Source organism: uncultured Maribacter sp., assembly GCF_947496775.1.
In the GTDB taxonomy this organism is placed as follows: domain Bacteria; phylum Bacteroidota; class Bacteroidia; order Flavobacteriales; family Flavobacteriaceae; genus Maribacter_B.
The window spans coordinates 110,781-128,296 of the sequence record NZ_CANMDU010000005.1 but is presented as its reverse complement, the minus strand read 5'-3'; the positions used below and the strand labels follow the sequence as shown (position 1 = coordinate 128,296).

Below are 17,516 nucleotides of genomic sequence, written 5' to 3'. Positions count from 1 at the left end.
TTAAGTAATAATAGCAACATATTTATCAACAATTGAGTTACATTTGTGCTCAAGCAGGTCTCCTTATCGCTGTTCGTCTTGTGCGAAGAGAGGAAAGTCCGGACACCATAGCGCAGTATAGCGGGTAACACCCGTCTCCCAATGTATTGGGACGGACAAGTGCAACAGAAAGTATGTACAGGTAATGCTGTAGTGAAACCAGGTAAACTCTATACGGTGAAACGTCACGTAAATCAGTGTTCGAGGGCGGCGCGTCCGAGCTGAAGGGTAGGCGGTTAGAGCCTTTGGGTAACCATTGGCCTAGATAAATGATAAGGTTTTGTTTTATACAAAGACAGAATCCGGCTTATGGCCTGCTTTTTTATCTTAGAAATCCGCGGTATTTATAATTCTTTATAAAGCGTTTTCAACACTAATATTACAATCGTGTTTTATTTTAAAATTGCAAGAATTTGCAATGAAACACATTGTGTTTGCCTCTGTATGCAATTCTATAGCTTTTGGTACATGCTTGGAGTTGGTTATCGTTATATTCGGGTGTAGAGTTACGCTAGTAAACTTACCACTACCATCTGTGTTTTCTTCCATTATTCCTGTTGCATTATCTACGTATGACGTTACAATAATATTATGAACCGAGCATAAATGTAAATACCAAAGCATATGGCACGAAGAAATGGAAGATAGGAATAAATCTTCTGGATTATAACGCGTTTTATCCCCTAAGAAAGATGGGTCAGAAGAGCCATGTATTTGGGAATATTTGCCTTCGCCAAGTATAGAATGGTTTCTATTATATGTTTTATAGTTTTTTGTTCCGGAACCTTCGTTGCCAGTCCATTCCACTTTAATGTTGTAATTGTGTTTTTTCATGATGAAGAGAAATTTGGGTTGTTTTTATTTAGAATTTGCTTCAAAAAAACTAAATACACTACCTCCATATCGTCTTTGGTTGGCGAAATTTTTTAAAGAGGATAAGTCTGTGTGTTTGGAGTGTTCTATTATTAATACTCCATCATTAAGAAGTAATTCATTAGAAAAAACCATTTCAGGAATTTTTGTAAAGTCTTCTATAGATAAATCATAAGGGGGGTCTGCAAATATAATAGTGCTTTTCTGTTTTACATTTTCCAAAAAAGAAAAGACATCACTTTTAATAGTGTTAATATTAAGTTCTAATTCATCAGAAATTTTGTCAATGTACTTAACACATCCATAGTTGGCATCTACTGCTGTTAGTTGTGTAGCTCCTCTGGATGCAAATTCGAAACTTATATTTCCTGTTCCCGCAAAGAGGTCTAATAGAATAATGTCTTCTATATAGTACGTATTATTTAAAATATTAAACAGAGCTTCTTTTGCCATGTCTGTTGTGGGTCTAACAGGTAGTTTTTTAGGAGCTTGTAAATGTCTTCCTTTGTGTTTTCCGGAAATTATGCGCATTATAGGGCGTTTATAACAGTGAAATCGATAGATTCACTGTTAGATTCTTCAATAGGATGATACGGATTATTTGGAATAAAAAGTGATATGTTTTTTATGTATTTATAGCAAATACTATAGAGGTTATCATCTTCTTCAATGGAACCAAAGAGTCTTAAAGTAACTGTTTCAGGATCTAAGTGTAGTTGTTCTAGGGTAAAAAGAATATAATAGATGAAGTCTTCTTTGGTGGTAAAATTAAAGCTATTATGTAATTTTAATTTTTTATTAGTAACAACAGTTATATCCATTTGTTGTTCCGAAGCATGAATATAGCACGTTTCTTCTTTTTGAGAATGTAAATTATTTAAAAGTGTGTGTACCATAACGGTGCTATGGTGCTTGTAGGTGAACTCTCCAAAAAGGTCGTAGATATAATTGTTTACATTCATAAAAGGCACGTAAACAGTTACTATTTCTTGATTGTCTATTTCGTCATAAGCTAACAAATCATTAGCCAAAATTTTGGTATTAAAAGTTAAATAACTTTCTAATTCATTAGAATTAAAAAGAGGGGTTGGTACTAAACTGAAAAGGGAATTTTTGTGTATTACTATTACATCAGAGAATTCTTGTTTGTGTATTTGATGCTTTTCGAGAATAGGTTGTAGTTCTTGGAGTAAACTGTACGGGTTTAATTCACTTTTAAATAGGATGTTCTCAGACTGTATAACTTTATTGCTAATAGTGTCTACAACACAAAAAGAAAGTCCATTCAAGCTAACTTGAATGGACAATTTCTTAAAATTTGTATCTGCTCCGATGGCAGTATTATTTATCTGTTTTTTTGTCATATATTGGAGGCCAGTTACCACTTGTACTAACTTCATCTAAAGAGCCAACCTTTATAGTGCTACCATTAACTTCTTCAACACTTGCATGGGAATTTTCACGTTCTAAAAGCGTTTTTGGTTGATCAAATAAAACTACGCTTTTCTCCACTTTTGCTTCAAAAACAGGAGCCTTATAACCGCTTTTTTCTATAATTGAAGATTTCATGGTAAATTTCTCACCATTTGGAGCTCCAGGAACATTCATCATTGTTTTGTAGCGATCATCTTTTTTAAATAAAGAATCTTTAACAGAAACAAAACCTAAAGTGTCTATAATTTTTACTTCTTTTAATACTTCAATACCATAAGCTTCATCCATTTCCATGAAAGAAGAATCTCTTTGTTGCGTTATGGTGTATTTTCCTCTTTCTACAAAATCAATAAGACCTTTAAAGTCATTTGCGTATTTTCCAGTAACTGTTTTGTAAGCTTCTTGCGAATTTTTAATGTCTTTTAACTTAGAAACAACTTTAGCAAAACGCTCTTGTTTTACTTTTTTAAATTCGATTGGCCCGTTAACTGATTGATATATAGCATATCCTAATCCGATACACGCAATCCAAAGTACAATTTGTATTATGGTCTTCATTTTGTAAGTGTTAATTATATTTAGTGGTTATCACAAATCTACAATTTTTTTTTATTCGCAAAAGGTTTTCTCGAAAAAATCCTGATTATATTTGATGATATATGAAATCTATGACTGATGCTTCTTTTTTCGCTTTATTAAAGTCCAAATTCCCTCATGAGCCAACATTAAAACAAATAGTGGCTTTGCAAAAACTTTCTTCTTATGTTTTGTCTAAGGAGAAAAATGAAGTTTTTTTACTACGTGGTTTTGCCGGAACAGGTAAAACAACATTGATAGGAACCATGGTTAATAGTTTGTGGCAAACAGCGATGAAAGCTGTTTTAATGGCTCCTACGGGAAGAGCGGCTAAGGTAATGTCTAATTATTCTAAAACGAAAGCATTTACAATTCATAGGAAGATATATTTTCCTAAAAAACAAAGTGGGGGAGGGGTGCAGTTTGTAATGGCACCAAATAAGCATAGGAATACCATTTTCGTGGTAGATGAGGCATCTATGATTCCCGATACACCTGCGGACTCTAAATTGTTCGAAAATGGTTCTTTGTTAGACGATTTAATTCAGTTTGTGTATTCGGGGCATAATTGTAAATTATTATTAATAGGAGACACTGCGCAGTTGCCACCGGTTCATTTAAGTCTGAGTCCGGCTCTAGATGCCGATAAATTATCTTTAAACTATAATAAAGAAGTTGTAAAGTTAGAGTTGGATGAAGTTGTTCGACAGGCAGAAAATTCAGGAATATTGGTAAATGCAACTCTTCTAAGACAGGAATTAGAGGGGTCTTTTTATGATGCATTTAAATTTAATGTGCAACCTTTTACCGATATAGTAAGATTACAAGATGGTTATGAAATTCAAGAAGCTATAGATACCTCGTATTCCGAAAATGGTAAAGAAGAAACCGCTTTTATTGTTCGCTCTAATAAACGAGCAAATCTTTATAACGAGAATATTCGTAGCAGAATTTTATTTTTAGAAAACGAACTTGCAGTTGGAGATTATATGATGGTTGTGAAAAACAACTATTATTGGCTTAAACCCGAATCGGAAGCTGGTTTTATTGCAAATGGAGATATTATAGAGATTTTAGAAATTTTTAGGTTTAAAGAAATTTATGGCTTCAAATTTGCTGAGGTTAAAGTAGCTATGGTAGATTACCCTAATCAAAAACCTTTTGAAACAGTTTTGTTGTTAGACACTATTAGTGCAGAAACTCCATCGCTTTCTTATGAAGATGGTAATCGTTTGTACCAAGAAGTAATGAAAGACTTTGAGAATGAAACATCAAAATATAAAAAATTTTTGGGGGTTAAAAACAATAAATTTTTTAATGCCTTACAGGTTAAGTTCTCTTATGCCATTACATGTCATAAATCGCAAGGAGGGCAATGGAACACTGTTTTTGTAGAGCAGCCGTATATGCCCAATGGGGTAGATCGAGAGTATTTAAGGTGGCTGTACACTGCAGTTACTAGAGCTAAAAAACAATTATATTTAATAGGTTTTAAGAATGATTTTTTTGAAGAGTAAGCATTTTTTAATTTAAACGAATACTATGACAACGGAAACAATCTTAAGTATTTTTTTAGGAGTAGGTTTAGCAGCATCGGTAGGCTTTAGAGTGTTTTTACCCTTGTTTGCTTTAAGTTTAGCTTCTTATTTTAATATATGGGAACTTAACGAAAGTTGGGAGTGGATAGGGAGTTTAGCAGCTTTGGTAGTTCTGGGGGTAGCCACTCTAGTAGAGATATTTGCATATTTTATTCCCTGGGTAGATAATCTCTTAGATAGTTTTGCAGTACCTTTGGCCGCTATAGCTGGTACGGCAGTAATGGTGTCTACTATAGCCAATTTAGACCCAGTGGTAACTTGGTCTCTTGCTATAATTGCAGGAGGGGGAACCGCAACAGCCATTAAAGGAGCGGGAGCAACAACAAGATTAGCTTCTACAGCAAGTACAGGAGGCGTGGCAAATCCTGTAGTTGCTACGGTAGAAACAGGTACGGCTTTTGCAGTAACTGCGGCTTCTATTTTTGCACCTTATTTGGCAGCAGTATTGGTAATATTAATTTTAATAATCATATTCCGAATTTATAGAAAAATAAGACCTCGGAAAAGCTAATTTAATACCCTATTAAAAGTGAAGATAATAGCAATGATTCCAGCGCGTTACGCTGCATCAAGATTTCCAGCAAAACTTATGCAAGATTTAGCAGGTAAGCCAGTAATAGTACGTACGTATGAAGCTGCAGTGGATACGCAGTTGTTTGATGAAGTTTATGTAGTGACAGATAGTGATGTAATTTTTGAAGCTATTGAAAAAGCTGGTGGTAAGGTACTTAAAAGTATAAAAGAGCACGATTGTGGAAGTGACCGTATAGCAGAAGCTGTGGCTAATATGGATGTAGATATTATTGTAAATGTTCAAGGCGATGAACCATTTACAGATAGAGAAAGTTTGGCAAGTGTTCTAACTGTATTTAAAGAAGATCCTAAAAAAGAGATTGATTTGGCTTCCTTAATGGTAAAGATTACAGATGTAAATGAAATTAAAAATCCGAATACGGTAAAGGTAATTGTAGATAATGACAATCGTGCATTATATTTTTCTCGTTCTCCAATCCCTTACCCAAGGGATAAAGAAATAGAGAGTGTTTATTTTAAGCACAAAGGAATTTATGCTTTTAGGAAAAGCGCTCTTATGGATTTTCAACGATTGCCTATGTTAATGCTAGAGGCAGTAGAGAAGATAGAGGCAATTCGATATTTGGAATATGGTAAAACTATTAAAATGGTAGAAACCACAGTAAGTGGTATTGAGATAGATACACCTGACGATTTAAAAAGAGCAAGAGCAGAATGGAAGTAGATTATAGTACTATAAAAGTTATTGGTTTTGATGCAGATGATACTCTTTGGATAAACGAAACCTATTTTAGAGATGCAGAAGAAGAATTTGCTACATTGTTAGAGGGGTACGAAACTAAAAATAAGATAGATCAGGAGCTTTTTAAAATGGAAATAAAAAATCTAGAACTATACGGGTATGGTGTTAAGGGTTTTATGTTATCTATGGTAGAAGCGGCTATGGAGCTTTCTAATAATAAAGTATCGCAAAAAACAATATCAAAAATATTAGAGATAGGTAAAAGGATGCTTTCTCATCCTGTAGAACTATTAGCAGGAGTAGAAGAGGTGTTGCAAACCTTGCAGTCTAAATATAGATTAATTGTTTTAACAAAAGGCGATTTATTAGATCAAGAAAGAAAATTAGAACGCTCAGGATTATCTAAATACTTTCATCATGTAGAGGTGTTGAGCGATAAAAAAGAAAAAAACTATTCTAATTTGTTAGAGCATTTAGAAATTGAAGTGTCTGAATTTTTGATGATAGGAAATTCTTTAAAGTCCGATGTTTTACCATTAGTTAATATTGGAGCAAAAGCAGTTCATGTTCCTTTTCATACCACATGGCAACATGAGGAAGTAGAAAAGGTGGATGATAAGACAGAGTTTCTAACAATACATAGTTTAGCTGAAATAGTGCCATATTTGTAAGAGTATAATGGAAATTAAAAAAGAAGTAAAAGTGAAGGATGCCGGACGTAACAATCCTTTAGAATATAAGAACTTTCCAATGGTTCCTAGAGTTGTCTTTGGTAAAGGTAGTTTTGTTCAATTGGGTGAAATTTTAATGCCTAAAAGAAAACACTCTGAAGCTCCATTTATTTTTTTAGTAGATGATGTTTTTGAAAATCAGGAATTAGCGGCAAAAATTCCTTGCATTTTTAGTGATAAAATTATTTTTATATCTGCCGAGGAAGAACCTAAAACACATCAGGTAGATGCTATCGTAGATTTAATACGTTCTGAGTTTGCAGAAGAACCATCAGGGATTGTTGGTATTGGCGGAGGAACACTTTTAGATTTATCGAAAGCAGTTGCAATTCTATTAAATAATAAAGGAGGGGCCGCGGATTATCAAGGATGGGATTTAGTTACTCAACCTTCCTTATATCATGTTGGTGTTCCAACAATAAGTGGAACAGGTGCGGAAGTGTCTAGAACTACAGTGTTATTAGGGCCTGAAAGAAAATTAGGAATAAATTCAGATTTCACAACTTTTGATCAAGTATTATTAGACCCAGATTTAACTATTGGTGTACCCAAAGACCAGTGGTTTTATACCGGGATGGATTGTTATATTCACTGTGTAGAGTCATTAACTGGAACATATTTAAACGCATTTAGCCAGAGTTATGGGGAGAAATCTTTAGACCTTTGTAAAGAAGTTTTTTTGGGAGATTTAAATGATGAAGAAGCCAGAGATAAGTTAATGATGGCTTCGTGGCATGGAGGAATGAGTATAGCTTATTCGCAAGTAGGTGTAGCGCATGCGTTAAGTTACGGTTTGTCTTATTTACTCGGAATAAAGCATGGAATAGGAAATTGTTTGGTTTTTCAATATCTAGAAGAATTTTATCCAGAAGGAGTGGTATTGTTTTATAAAATGATGGAAAAGCATAATATTGTTCTGCCTAAGGGAATTTGTAAAGACCTATCGGAAGAAGAATTTAATACCATGATAAGGGTAGCTATGGGAATGGTTCCTTTGTGGGAAAACGCTTTAGGTGAAAATTGGAGAGATGTTATTACCGAAGAGAAATTAAGATCTATTTATCAGAAAATATAGGGGCCTTTAGTTAACCAGGGAAAAGAGCATTTCTTTCCTATTTTATTTTTTTTAGATGCATAAGATTGCAAAATTTATCTATTACAAAATTTTAGGATGGGTCACTGTTGGCGATTTTCCAAAGGTAGATAAATGCGTAGTGGCAGTAGTTCCGCATACAAGTTGGGTAGATTTTTTTCTAGGACTACTTATTCGTAAAGTTTGGAATGAAGAGATTAATTATGTAGGAAAAAAAAGCTTGTTTGACTCCCCTTTTGGTTGGTTTTTTAGATGGACCGGTGGTGCTCCAGTAGATAGGAGTAAAAATAATAATATGGTGAATGCCACTGCTGAGGTATTTAAAACTCGAAAAAAGTTTAGATTAACCTTAGCTCCAGAAGGTACACGTAAAAAAGTAACAGAATGGAAAACAGGATTTTACTATATAGCAATAGAAGCAAAAGTTCCAATAGTATTAGTTGCTTTTGATTTTGGAAAAAAACAAGTAAAAATATCTAAACCATATACACCAACAGGAAATAAAGAAGAAGATTTTAAATCTTATGAATTGTTTTTTAAAGGAGTTAAAGGGATGGTAGAGGAATATAGCTATTAAAACCGTTCAATTAATTTTTTTTCTGGTGTTTTCTCTTCTTTTTTAGTGTTACCAGGAAAAACTAGATTAGTACTAGAATAGGTAGAGCCAAAAGTAATATTGGCATTGTATACTTGTTTTATTGCATCTTCTACTTGATGCGCTGTGAGCTCTTTTAATGGGTGAATAAAAACGGACCAAATTATTTCATCACTAAGGGCGTATTTTACGTCTAAAGCAGAATGAAAATTGGCTACTAAGGAGTTTAGTATTTGTTCTTCTTCTAATTTTTTATATTCTATAATTGGAGAAATAATTCGCATTCGGTTGGCGTTTTCATCGTAAACACATACAAGCATAGTACGGTTGTATATAAACTGTATAGAGTTACTTTTTAAGTTGGTGGTATCTGCAATTTTAGTAATTATTTCTTCTAACTTTTCTGGACTCATATCCTGAGAATAGGCCTTAAAAGTAATAGCAAAAAATAGTATTGCAGGTAAAAAAAACGACTTAACCATAATATTAATTTAGGATTAAGTCGTATAATTTATGAAGAGTTAACAGTAAACTCGTTTTTACTCTAATATCGCGAGTTAATGTTTAGTGGCTTTTTAATTGGTAGTTTATTCTTCCATGGTATGATATACATTCTGTACATCATCATCTTCTTCTATTTTTTCTAATAGCTTTTCAACATCTGCGGCTTGTTCCTCCGTAAGTTTTTTAGTTACTTGCGGAATACGTTCAAAACCAGAGGATAAAATTTCTATCTCTCTAGATTCTAATTCTTTTTGAATAGAACCAAAACTTTCAAAAGGAGCGTAAATTAGAATTCCGTCATCATCTACAAAAACTTCTTCTGCGCCAAAATCTATTAATTCTAGTTCTAATTCTTCTGGGTCTATACCTTCAGCAGGAATTCTAAAATTACATGTATGATCAAACATAAATTCTACAGAACCAGAAGTTCCCATATTGCCATTACATTTGTTAAAATAGCTACGTACATTGGCTACTGTTCTGGTATTGTTATCTGTTGCAGTTTCTACTAGTATTGCAATCCCGTGAGGAGCATATCCTTCAAACAAAACCACCTTAAAATCTCCAAGACTTTTGTCACTAGCTCTTTTAATAGCACGCTCTACATTATCTTTAGGCATGTTTACAGATTTTGCATTCTGTATAACTGCTCTTAGTTTTGCGTTTGAGTCTGGGTCTGGCCCTCCTTCTTTAACGGCCATTACAATATCTTTGCCAATACGTGTAAAGGCTTTGGACATAGCAGACCATCTTTTCATTTTACGTGCTTTTCTAAATTCAAAAGCTCTTCCCATGGTGTTCTTTTTTAAAGGTACAATTACAAATTTAATAAATTTTATTACCGTTGCAAGAGTAATATAGTATAGGTTTAGTCACTTGTAATTATTTGTTCTATGGTATGAGCCAATGTAATATCGTTTTCTGTAATTCCATTAGCATCATGCGTGTTTAGACGAATATTAAGCGAATTGTATACATTAGTCCAATCTGGGTGATGGTTCTGTTTTTCGCATTCAAAAGCTATACGTGTCATTACAGAAAAAGCGTCTTTAAAATCTTTAAACTCAAAAGTGGTTTCAATAGCACCGTTTATATATTCCCAGCCATCTAATTGTTTTAGATTTTCTTCTATTTGGGCATCTGTTAATTTTTGCATTTTGTTTTTTCTTAAAGTTAGATGATAAAATGATGATCGATAATATCTTGGTATGTAAATTGAAGGTTTTTAGGGAGTTTGTTTGTTTTTGGTAAAACAGCCATATAACGCTCATTGTTAGTGGTGTAATTTCTTTTGTAAATAGGACTGAATGTTCCTATTCGGTCAATTACTTCTTTTATAAATTCTTCATGGTGTACAAGGTCTCTGCAGCCTAAGTGGTAAATGCCACTTTTATTCCTGTTAATTAAATAATGTATTTGTTGGGTTAATTTATCATCATTGGTAACATTCATCACAAGGTTAGGAAAAACATCAATAGGCTCATTGTTTAAAATGCTGTTCTTTATGTCTTTAATTCTGGTAGAGGTATTACCAAAAACCATTGGAATTCTTAGTATTGCCATTTTTTCAGCAGGCAACCTTAAAAGCATGTTTTCTATACGAATTTTTAAACGCCCGTAAATACTTTCGGATAAGGTTTTATCATTTTCATAAGAAGGGTACTTGCTATAGGCATCAAAAACATTGGCAGAGGATATAAAAAAAAGTCTGCAATTGTTTTCTTCTAGATATTCCGTAATATGTTGGTGTGCCTGTATTTGAGCTGCAAAGTTTCCTCTAACCGCAGAAATAACTATTTGAGGGTTTATGTTTTTAAGGATGTCATAAATGTCATCCTCTTCCATGTTGTATTTAATAAATTGTTGGTTTTTCTCGAAAGACCTTCTGGCGGAATTATAAGTTGCGTATGTTTTAAAGTAAGGGCAAAGCTCTTTATAAATAGCATTACCTATAAAGCCACTCCCCCCTAATATTAAAATTTTTTTTACTTCCAATTTTAAAAAATTGAGTGCCCTGTTCTAGTTGTTAATTCTTCTAAGGCGGCCATGCCTAATTTGGAATTTCCTTTAGGATTTAAGCCAGGGGACCATGTTGCTATGCAATATGTATTAGGTAATAAGGCAACAATACCACCACCAACGCCACTTTTTCCAGGAAGACCAACTTCAAAGGCAAATTCCCCCGCTTCGTCATAAAATCCACAAGTTAGCATTAGAGCATTTATTCGTTTTACCTGATTTATATTTAGGTAGCTTTTTCCTCTTTGGCATTTACCATGATTCATGAAAATAAAAAATGCGCTAGCCAACTGTTTGCAATTCATTTCTAATGCGCATTGATGAAAATAAAAATCGAGTACAGTATCTACATCATTAATTAAATTCCCATAGGATTTAAGAAGATTTGCGGCTGCATAATTTCTAAAACCGGTCTTCTTTTCGGATAGTGCTACTTTTTCATTGTATCGAATTGTTTTGTCATTCGCTAGTTTTTGAACAAAATTTAAAAAATCTTTTTTAGGATTTTTTAAATGAGAAACCAATATGTCCGCCACTACAATGGCTCCTGCATTTATAAAAGGATTTCTTGGTATTCCATTTTCTAATTCTAAAAGTGACAAATGATTAAATGGGTCACCTGAAGGCTCTACATCTATTCTTTTCCATAAGTCATTGCCTACTAAACCAAAAGAATGAGCAAGCGATAGTACTTTAGAAACACTCTGGATAGAAAAACCTTCTAAAGCATCTCCGGTACTAAAATTGTTATTGTCAGCATCTATAAGGTGAATACCAAATTTATTAATATCAATGGAAGCAAGTTCTGGAATATAGGAAGCAATTTTACCTTTATCTTTATTTTTTTTTGCGGCTTTTGCTATGTTATCTATTATGTTTTGATACCCAATCATTACACTTTGTAAAAAGGTAGCTTAACTACGGTTGCAGGAATGGATTTTTTACGTACCTGAATATTTATTTTAGAACCAATTTCTGAGAATACATTTGGAACATACCCTAATCCTATGCCTTTTCCTAAAGAAGGCGACATAGTCCCAGAAGTTACAATGCCAATACTATTCCCTTGTCCGTCTACGATATCATAATCATGTCTAGGAATACCTCTTTCATCCAATTCAAAAGCAACTAATTTTCTTTTTAATCCATGTTTTTTTTCTTCCGAAAGAGCTTTGCTATTTACAAATTCTTTAGTGAATTTGGTAATCCAGCCTAAGCCTGCTTCGAAAGGAGAAGTAGTGTCATTGATATCATTGCCATAAAGACAATAGCCCATTTCTAATCTTAACGTATCTCTTGCGGCTAATCCTATTGGTTTAATGCCAAATTTAGCACCAGCTTCAAAAACGTTATCCCAAACTTGTTTTACCTCTTCATTTTTACAATAAATTTCAAATCCTCCAGACCCAGTATATCCTGTAGCAGATATGATTACATGTTCTATACCTGCAAAATCCGCAACTTTAAAATTATAAAATTTAATTTCAGATAAATCTATACTGGTTAAGCTTTGCATAGCTTCCACCGCTTTTGGACCTTGTATAGCTAGTAAAGAATACCCTTCCGAGATATTGCGCATATCTGCATTAAATTCTTTGTTGTATTTAGTAATATGGCTCCAATCTTTATCAATATTAGAAGCATTAACAACAAGTAAGTATTGCTCATCTTTTATTTGATAAACAATTAAGTCGTCTACTATACCACCAGTTTCATTAGGAAAGCAGCTGTATTGTGCTTTTCCAATAGAAAGTTTGGAAGCATCATTAGAAGTTACTTTCTGTATTAAGGCTAATGCATTTGGGCCAGAAATTAAAAACTCGCCCATATGCGAAACATCAAAAACGCCAACACCCTTGCGTACGGTTTCGTGTTCTATGTTTACCCCTTCATAAGAAACAGGCATATTATATCCAGCAAAAGGAACCATTTTTGCCCCTAGAGATTCGTGAATAGCAGTTAATGCAGTATTTTTCATTATTTCATAAATTTAGTCGCGCAAATTTATCGAAAATATATGGATACGCTTATTTCGACTGAATTTTTTAATAAAAATGTAATAACAAAAATACTACTGTAATAAGTAGCTTTTTAGTTCTTCGTAAGTTCCTATTTTATGAGAAACTTTTTCTTTATCCATGACTTTCAAGATTTGCGAAGGGATAGGGATTTTAACATCCATGGTTTCTTCTACAATATCTAAAAACTTAACAGGATGAGCAGTCTCTAAGAAAATACCATAAGTATTAGGATTTTCTTTTTGATATTTCTTTAAACCTAAATAACCTACAGCTCCATGAGGGTCTGCAGTATATTCAGAATCTTTATAAATGTCCACCATAGCTTTTTTGGTTTCTTCATCTGTAAAAGAATAAGAAGAAAGGTTTTTAGCTAAATCTTGAAAATTGTCTTTAAATAAATGGCGAATTCTAATAAAATTACTAGGGTCGCCAACATCCATGGCATTAGAGATTGTTGCTGTAGAAGGTTTAGGAGAATATTCTTGTGTTCTCATAAACTCAGGAACGGTATCATTAACATTAGTAGCTGCAATAAATTGTTTTACCGGCATGCCTAAACGTTGTGCCATTAAACCAGCACAAATATTTCCAAAGTTCCCACTAGGAACAGAAAATACAATTTCTTTTCCTTTGGATTTAGCTTCTTTGTAAGCAAATAAGAAATAAAATAATTGTGGTAACCAACGTGCAACGTTTATAGAGTTTGCGGAGGTTAACTGCATTTTGTCTAATAACTCGCTATCTAAGAAAGCATTTTTAACCATTGCTTGGCAATCATCAAAAGTGCCATCTACTTCTAAGGCAGAAATGTTTTGCCCTAAAGTGGTTAATTGTCTTTCTTGAATATCGCTTACTTTTCCACTAGGATATAATATTACAACTTTTACACCTTTAACACCTAAGAAGCCATTAGCTACAGCGCCTCCAGTATCTCCAGAAGTAGCAACTAAAACAGTAACTTCATTATCTTCTCCTTCAGAAAAATAGCCCAAACAGTTAGCCATAAATCTTGCCCCTACATCTTTAAAAGCCATAGTAGGGCCATGAAACAATTCTAAAGTTGCAGTATCTTCATTTAATTCTACCACAGGAAAATCAAAATCTAAAACGGTATCTAATATTCCTTTTAATCTATCTTCAGGGATTTCTGAAGAAACAAATTGTTTTATGGCTTCAAAGGCAATTTCTGTATTAGATAAGGATTCTATGTTTTCAAAGAACGATGCCGGTAATGGTGTTATGCTTTCTGGAAAATATAACCCCTTATCCGGAGCAATACCTTTAATTACCGCGTCTTTAAAAGATACATTTGGAGCTTGTTTATTTAGGCTGTAAAAGTTCATTCTTTAATTTATTATTTTTATCCCTTGGGTATTAATTTTGGATACATGTATGTCAAAATCAATACCAATATTTTTGTATACTTTTTTCATTGCTTCGGCAACTTTTTGTGCGGTTTCTTCTCCTTTGCTAAAAGAAAATATAGAAGGCCCAGAACCAGATATACCGCACCCTAAAGCACCAGCTTTAATGGTTTCTTCTTTAATAGAATCGAAACCAGGTATTAAGATAGAGCGAATAGGTTCTATGATATGGTCTTCTAGAGAACGGCCTATTAAATCATAATCCTCCATAAATAAACCAGCAATTAACCCGCCAACATTACCCCATTGTTTTATACCATTTTCTAGAGAAATAGTAGTTTTTAAAATTTTTCTAGAGTCTGATGTTTTTACTTCAATCTGGGGATGTATAACAGTTGCAAAAAGCTCTGACGGATTCTTTATAGGAACAATATCTAAAGGCGTGTAACTACGCACTAAAGTAAAAGCGCCAAATAGGGCAGGGGCAACATTATCTGCATGAGCAACACCACTAGCTAAACGTTCTCCTTCCATTGCAAATTTTACTAATTCGGTTTGGGAAAAAGGATTTCCAAGTAAGTGGTTCATAGCCCATACTGCACCAGTAGAACTTGCTGCGCTACTTCCTATACCGCTACCAGCTTTAATTTTTTTGTAGATTTCTATTTCAAAACCACCAGTATATTCTGCTTTTTCTAAAAGAGCTAAGCCAGCAACACCCGCAACATTTTTATTGGTTTCTAATGGTAAATTTTGCCCTTCTAGTTTTGTAATTCGTATTCCGGCTTCTTTGGTTTTACGAACAACCATTTCATCTCCAACAGAATCTAAAGCAACTCCTAGAACATCAAAACCACAAGAAATATTTGCAATTGTAGCAGGGCAAAAGACTTTTATTTCTTCCATATTTAAAAGTTTCCTATTCTAATAATATCTGCAAATATACCAGACGCAGTAACATCTGCACCAGCGCCAGCTCCTTTTATAATCATAGGTTGGTTAGGGTATCTTTCTGTATAGAAAAGAACAATATTGTCGCTTCCTTCTAGATTGTAAAAATCATGACCTTTTGGTATTTCTTGTAAACCTACACTAGCTTTTCCATCTTCGTATTGTGCAACATACTTAAGTTTGCTATCTGCGTCTTTAGCTTTCTTATAAATAGCTTGGAAAGAATCTTCATGCTTTATAAGTGAAGCAAAAAAGTCTTCGTTATTTGTTGTATCTAAACTTTCTTTAGGTAAAAATGGATTGTTAACAATATCCTCAATCTCAATTTGGTTTCCGCTTTCTCTTGCTAAGATTAATATCTTACGCATTACATCAACCCCACTTAAATCTATTTTTGGATCCGGCTCTGTATACCCCTCTTCCTGAGCTTGTTTCACAATATCATGAAAGGTTGTTTCATCATTAAAATAATTAAATACAAAGTTTAAACTTCCAGAAAGTACCGCTTGTATTTTTAAGATTTTATCTCCAGAAGCAATTAAATGCTTAAGTGTATCTATAATTGGTAAACCTGCACCTACATTAGTTTCAAACAAGAAAGGAGCATTGTATTCTCTTGCTAATCTTTTTAGTTCTTGGTAATTATCAAATTTAGAAGAACATGCAATTTTATTACAAGTAACTACAGAAATACTGTTTCCTAAATATTTATTATACGTTTCGGAAACTTCTGCACTAGCTGTATTATCTACAAAAATGCTGTTTCTGTAATTTAGAGAATTAACTTTCTCAAAGAACTTTTGCTTATCTGCTTTTTCCCCTTTTGCTAGAGAGTCTTCCCATTTACTAAGGTCAATTCCACTCTCATTAAATAGCATAGTTCTGGAATTAGAAATTCCAATTACTCTAATATTTAATTTTAAATTTTCTTTTAAATAATCACCCTGTTGTAAAACTTGGTTTAAAAATTTGGCTCCTACATTACCAACCCCCATAACAAAAAGGTTCAGTTGTTTTATGTTTTCTTCAAAAAACTCCTCGTGTAGGGTATTTAAAGCTTTTTTAACATCCTCTTTTTTAATTACAGTAGAAATGTTTCTTTCGGAGGCACCTTGAGCAATAGCTCTAATGTTTACATTGTTTTTTCCTAAAGTGCTAAACATTTTACCGCTTAACCCTTGGTGGCTCTTCATATTATCGCCAACAAGTGCTACGATAGCTAAATCTTTTTCCGGGATAACGGGGTTAATTTTTCCGCGTTCTATCTCATATTCAAAAGCTGTATTTACAATTTCTACAGCTTTATCTATGTCGTCTGCAGAGATACCTACACAAATAGAATGTTCTGAAGAAGCTTGTGTAATTAGAACTACACTAATTTCTGCTTGCGATAATACTTCAAAGAAGCGTTTAGAAATACCTGGAATGCCAACCATTCCGGAACCTTCTAGTGATAGTAAGGCAATATTCTCTACACTGCTAATACCACGAACTGTTTTTCCTTTTTCGTTTTTGGATTTTGTTATTAGAGTCCCTTCATTTTCAGGGTCAAAAGTATTTTTAATACAAATAGATATCCCTTCTGTTAATACCGGTTGTATAGTTGGCGGGTATAGTACTTTTGCTCCAAAATGGGAAAGTTCCATGGCTTCTTCATAAGAAATATGAGGAATAGCTTTTGCTTGGCGAACCAATCTAGGATTTGCGGTATACATACCACTTACATCGGTCCAAATTTCTAAAATGTCCGCTTTTACGGCTGCCGCGTATATAGCTGCAGTATAGTCCGAACCTCCACGACCTAATGTAGTAGAATTCCCATTTTCTGATGAGGCGATAAACCCTGGAGTTACAATAACAGTATGTTCACTGTTGGTGAAAAAGTTTTTGCTATTTTTGTATGTCAGGTTAAAATTAACAACCGCTTTTCCGTTTAAATCGTTTGTTTTTATTAACTCGCGACTATCTTTGTATACTGCGTTTAAATCTTCTTGAGCAAAATATTCGCTAATGATATAGGAGGATAATAGTTCTCCGAAACTTACAATTTTATCGGAAAGTTTGGGTGTTATTTCACCTATTAAAAAAGCCCCTTCTAGTAAGGTTTCTAAAGTGTTAATTTCGCTTTTTACTTTGCTTAAAACTGCACTTTGACTTTTTACTGTAATAAGTTCTTTAGCTGTAGATAAATGTCTTTCTTCAATTTCACCTAAAACTTGTTTGTAAGTTGCATCTTGATTAGAAGCTAAGTCAGCTGTTTTTAAAAGTAAATCGGTTACTCCTCCAAAAGCAGAAACAACAATGATGTTTGTTTTGCTTTTGCTATTACTTACAATATTTTTTACTAAACCTATATTATTTGCGTTGGCTACGGAAGTACCGCCAAATTTTAAAACTTTCATTATGTAATGGAATTAACTTGTACTGAATAAGTGAGTTGCG

Annotated in this window: 19 protein-coding genes and 1 other RNA gene; 7 read left to right on the top strand and 13 right to left on the bottom strand. The window is 33.5% G+C overall.

Going from position 1 to position 17,516, the window contains the following annotated elements; all coding sequences use genetic code 11:
* The first annotated feature begins 50 nt into the window (after positions 1 to 50).
* Positions 51 to 364: RNase P RNA component class A (gene rnpB / locus Q0856_RS09975), an RNA gene on the top strand.
* 29 nt (positions 365 to 393) lie between these two features.
* On the opposite strand, the gene Q0856_RS09970 is transcribed toward rnpB, so the two are convergent.
* From Q0856_RS09970 to Q0856_RS09955, 4 genes are read right to left on the bottom strand one after another with little or no spacing between them, the layout of a single operon-like run.
* Entirely contained in the window at positions 394 to 873 is a 480-nt protein-coding gene (locus Q0856_RS09970) for an OsmC family protein (RefSeq protein WP_298504606.1), read from the bottom strand.
* Positions 874 to 897: 24 nt separating this feature from the next.
* Positions 898 to 1,443, bottom strand: a complete 546-nt coding sequence (locus Q0856_RS09965; RefSeq protein WP_298504604.1) for an RsmD family RNA methyltransferase — start codon at positions 1,441 to 1,443, stop codon at positions 898 to 900.
* Complete coding sequence (locus Q0856_RS09960) at positions 1,443 to 2,276, bottom strand: DUF3822 family protein (protein WP_298504602.1); 834 nt, start codon at positions 2,274 to 2,276, stop codon at positions 1,443 to 1,445. The genes Q0856_RS09965 and Q0856_RS09960 overlap by 1 nt, the downstream gene beginning before the upstream one ends.
* A complete protein-coding gene (locus Q0856_RS09955) occupies positions 2,254 to 2,904 on the bottom strand; it encodes a hypothetical protein (protein WP_298504601.1) in 651 nt (216 codons plus the stop codon). Before Q0856_RS09955 ends, Q0856_RS09960 begins: the two co-directional genes overlap by 23 nt.
* 101 nt (positions 2,905 to 3,005) lie before the next feature.
* On the opposite strand from Q0856_RS09955, the gene Q0856_RS09950 reads away from it, so the two are divergent.
* The 6 genes from Q0856_RS09950 to Q0856_RS09925 are packed head-to-tail and all read left to right on the top strand — an operon-like array spanning position 3,006 to position 8,197.
* Positions 3,006 to 4,439: an ATP-binding domain-containing protein gene (locus Q0856_RS09950; RefSeq protein WP_298504600.1), complete on the top strand. Its 1,434-nt coding sequence runs from the start codon at positions 3,006 to 3,008 to the stop codon at positions 4,437 to 4,439.
* A 25-nt stretch (positions 4,440 to 4,464) separates the two neighbouring features.
* Positions 4,465 to 5,031, top strand: coding sequence for a DUF4126 domain-containing protein (locus Q0856_RS09945; protein ID WP_298477177.1), 567 nt, complete (start codon positions 4,465 to 4,467; stop codon positions 5,029 to 5,031).
* Positions 5,032 to 5,064: 33 nt separating this feature from the next.
* Entirely contained in the window at positions 5,065 to 5,778 is a 714-nt protein-coding gene (kdsB, locus tag Q0856_RS09940) for a 3-deoxy-manno-octulosonate cytidylyltransferase (RefSeq protein WP_298477228.1), read from the top strand.
* Positions 5,769 to 6,467, top strand: coding sequence for an HAD family hydrolase (locus Q0856_RS09935; RefSeq protein ID WP_298504598.1), 699 nt, complete (start codon positions 5,769 to 5,771; stop codon positions 6,465 to 6,467). Before kdsB ends, Q0856_RS09935 begins: the two co-directional genes overlap by 10 nt.
* Before the next feature lie 7 nt (positions 6,468 to 6,474).
* Positions 6,475 to 7,602 (top strand): iron-containing alcohol dehydrogenase family protein, encoded by a 1,128-nt coding sequence (locus Q0856_RS09930; RefSeq protein WP_298477171.1) that lies wholly within the window; start codon positions 6,475 to 6,477, stop codon positions 7,600 to 7,602.
* A gap of 55 nt (positions 7,603 to 7,657) precedes the next feature.
* The gene (locus Q0856_RS09925) at positions 7,658 to 8,197 is read left to right on the top strand and encodes a 1-acyl-sn-glycerol-3-phosphate acyltransferase (RefSeq protein ID WP_298504596.1); all 540 of its coding nucleotides are present in this window, start codon (positions 7,658 to 7,660) and stop codon (positions 8,195 to 8,197) included.
* Here the strand turns inward: Q0856_RS09925 and Q0856_RS09920 are convergent.
* From Q0856_RS09920 to thrA, 9 genes are all read right to left on the bottom strand, one after another.
* Positions 8,194 to 8,697 (bottom strand): hypothetical protein, encoded by a 504-nt coding sequence (locus Q0856_RS09920; RefSeq protein WP_298504595.1) that lies wholly within the window; start codon positions 8,695 to 8,697, stop codon positions 8,194 to 8,196. The two genes, Q0856_RS09925 and Q0856_RS09920, sit on opposite strands and share 4 nt — an antisense overlap.
* 105 nt (positions 8,698 to 8,802) lie before the next feature.
* On the bottom strand, positions 8,803 to 9,513 hold the full coding sequence (locus Q0856_RS09915; RefSeq protein ID WP_298477157.1) for a YebC/PmpR family DNA-binding transcriptional regulator: 711 nt from the start codon (positions 9,511 to 9,513) through the stop codon (positions 8,803 to 8,805).
* A 74-nt stretch (positions 9,514 to 9,587) separates the two neighbouring features.
* Positions 9,588 to 9,875: a 4a-hydroxytetrahydrobiopterin dehydratase gene (locus Q0856_RS09910; RefSeq protein WP_298504592.1), complete on the bottom strand. Its 288-nt coding sequence runs from the start codon at positions 9,873 to 9,875 to the stop codon at positions 9,588 to 9,590.
* A gap of 17 nt (positions 9,876 to 9,892) precedes the next feature.
* Complete coding sequence (locus tag Q0856_RS09905; protein ID WP_298477151.1) at positions 9,893 to 10,714, bottom strand: sugar nucleotide-binding protein; 822 nt, start codon at positions 10,712 to 10,714, stop codon at positions 9,893 to 9,895.
* A 2-nt stretch (positions 10,715 to 10,716) separates the two neighbouring features.
* Positions 10,717 to 11,631 carry a glutaminase gene (locus tag Q0856_RS09900; RefSeq protein WP_298504591.1) on the bottom strand — a complete coding sequence of 305 codons (915 nt, stop codon included), beginning with the start codon at positions 11,629 to 11,631 and terminating at the stop codon, positions 10,717 to 10,719.
* On the bottom strand, positions 11,631 to 12,716 hold the full coding sequence (gcvT, locus tag Q0856_RS09895; RefSeq protein WP_298504588.1) for a glycine cleavage system aminomethyltransferase GcvT: 1,086 nt from the start codon (positions 12,714 to 12,716) through the stop codon (positions 11,631 to 11,633). The genes Q0856_RS09900 and gcvT overlap by 1 nt, the downstream gene beginning before the upstream one ends.
* 93 nt (positions 12,717 to 12,809) lie before the next feature.
* Entirely contained in the window at positions 12,810 to 14,102 is a 1,293-nt protein-coding gene (thrC, locus tag Q0856_RS09890; protein ID WP_298504586.1) for a threonine synthase, read from the bottom strand.
* A gap of 3 nt (positions 14,103 to 14,105) precedes the next feature.
* On the bottom strand, positions 14,106 to 15,029 hold the full coding sequence (locus tag Q0856_RS09885) for a homoserine kinase (RefSeq protein WP_298504584.1): 924 nt from the start codon (positions 15,027 to 15,029) through the stop codon (positions 14,106 to 14,108).
* Positions 15,030 to 15,031: 2 nt separating this feature from the next.
* Positions 15,032 to 17,476 (bottom strand): bifunctional aspartate kinase/homoserine dehydrogenase I, encoded by a 2,445-nt coding sequence (gene thrA / locus Q0856_RS09880; RefSeq protein WP_298504582.1) that lies wholly within the window; start codon positions 17,474 to 17,476, stop codon positions 15,032 to 15,034.
* Positions 17,477 to 17,516: the final 40 nt, after the last annotated feature.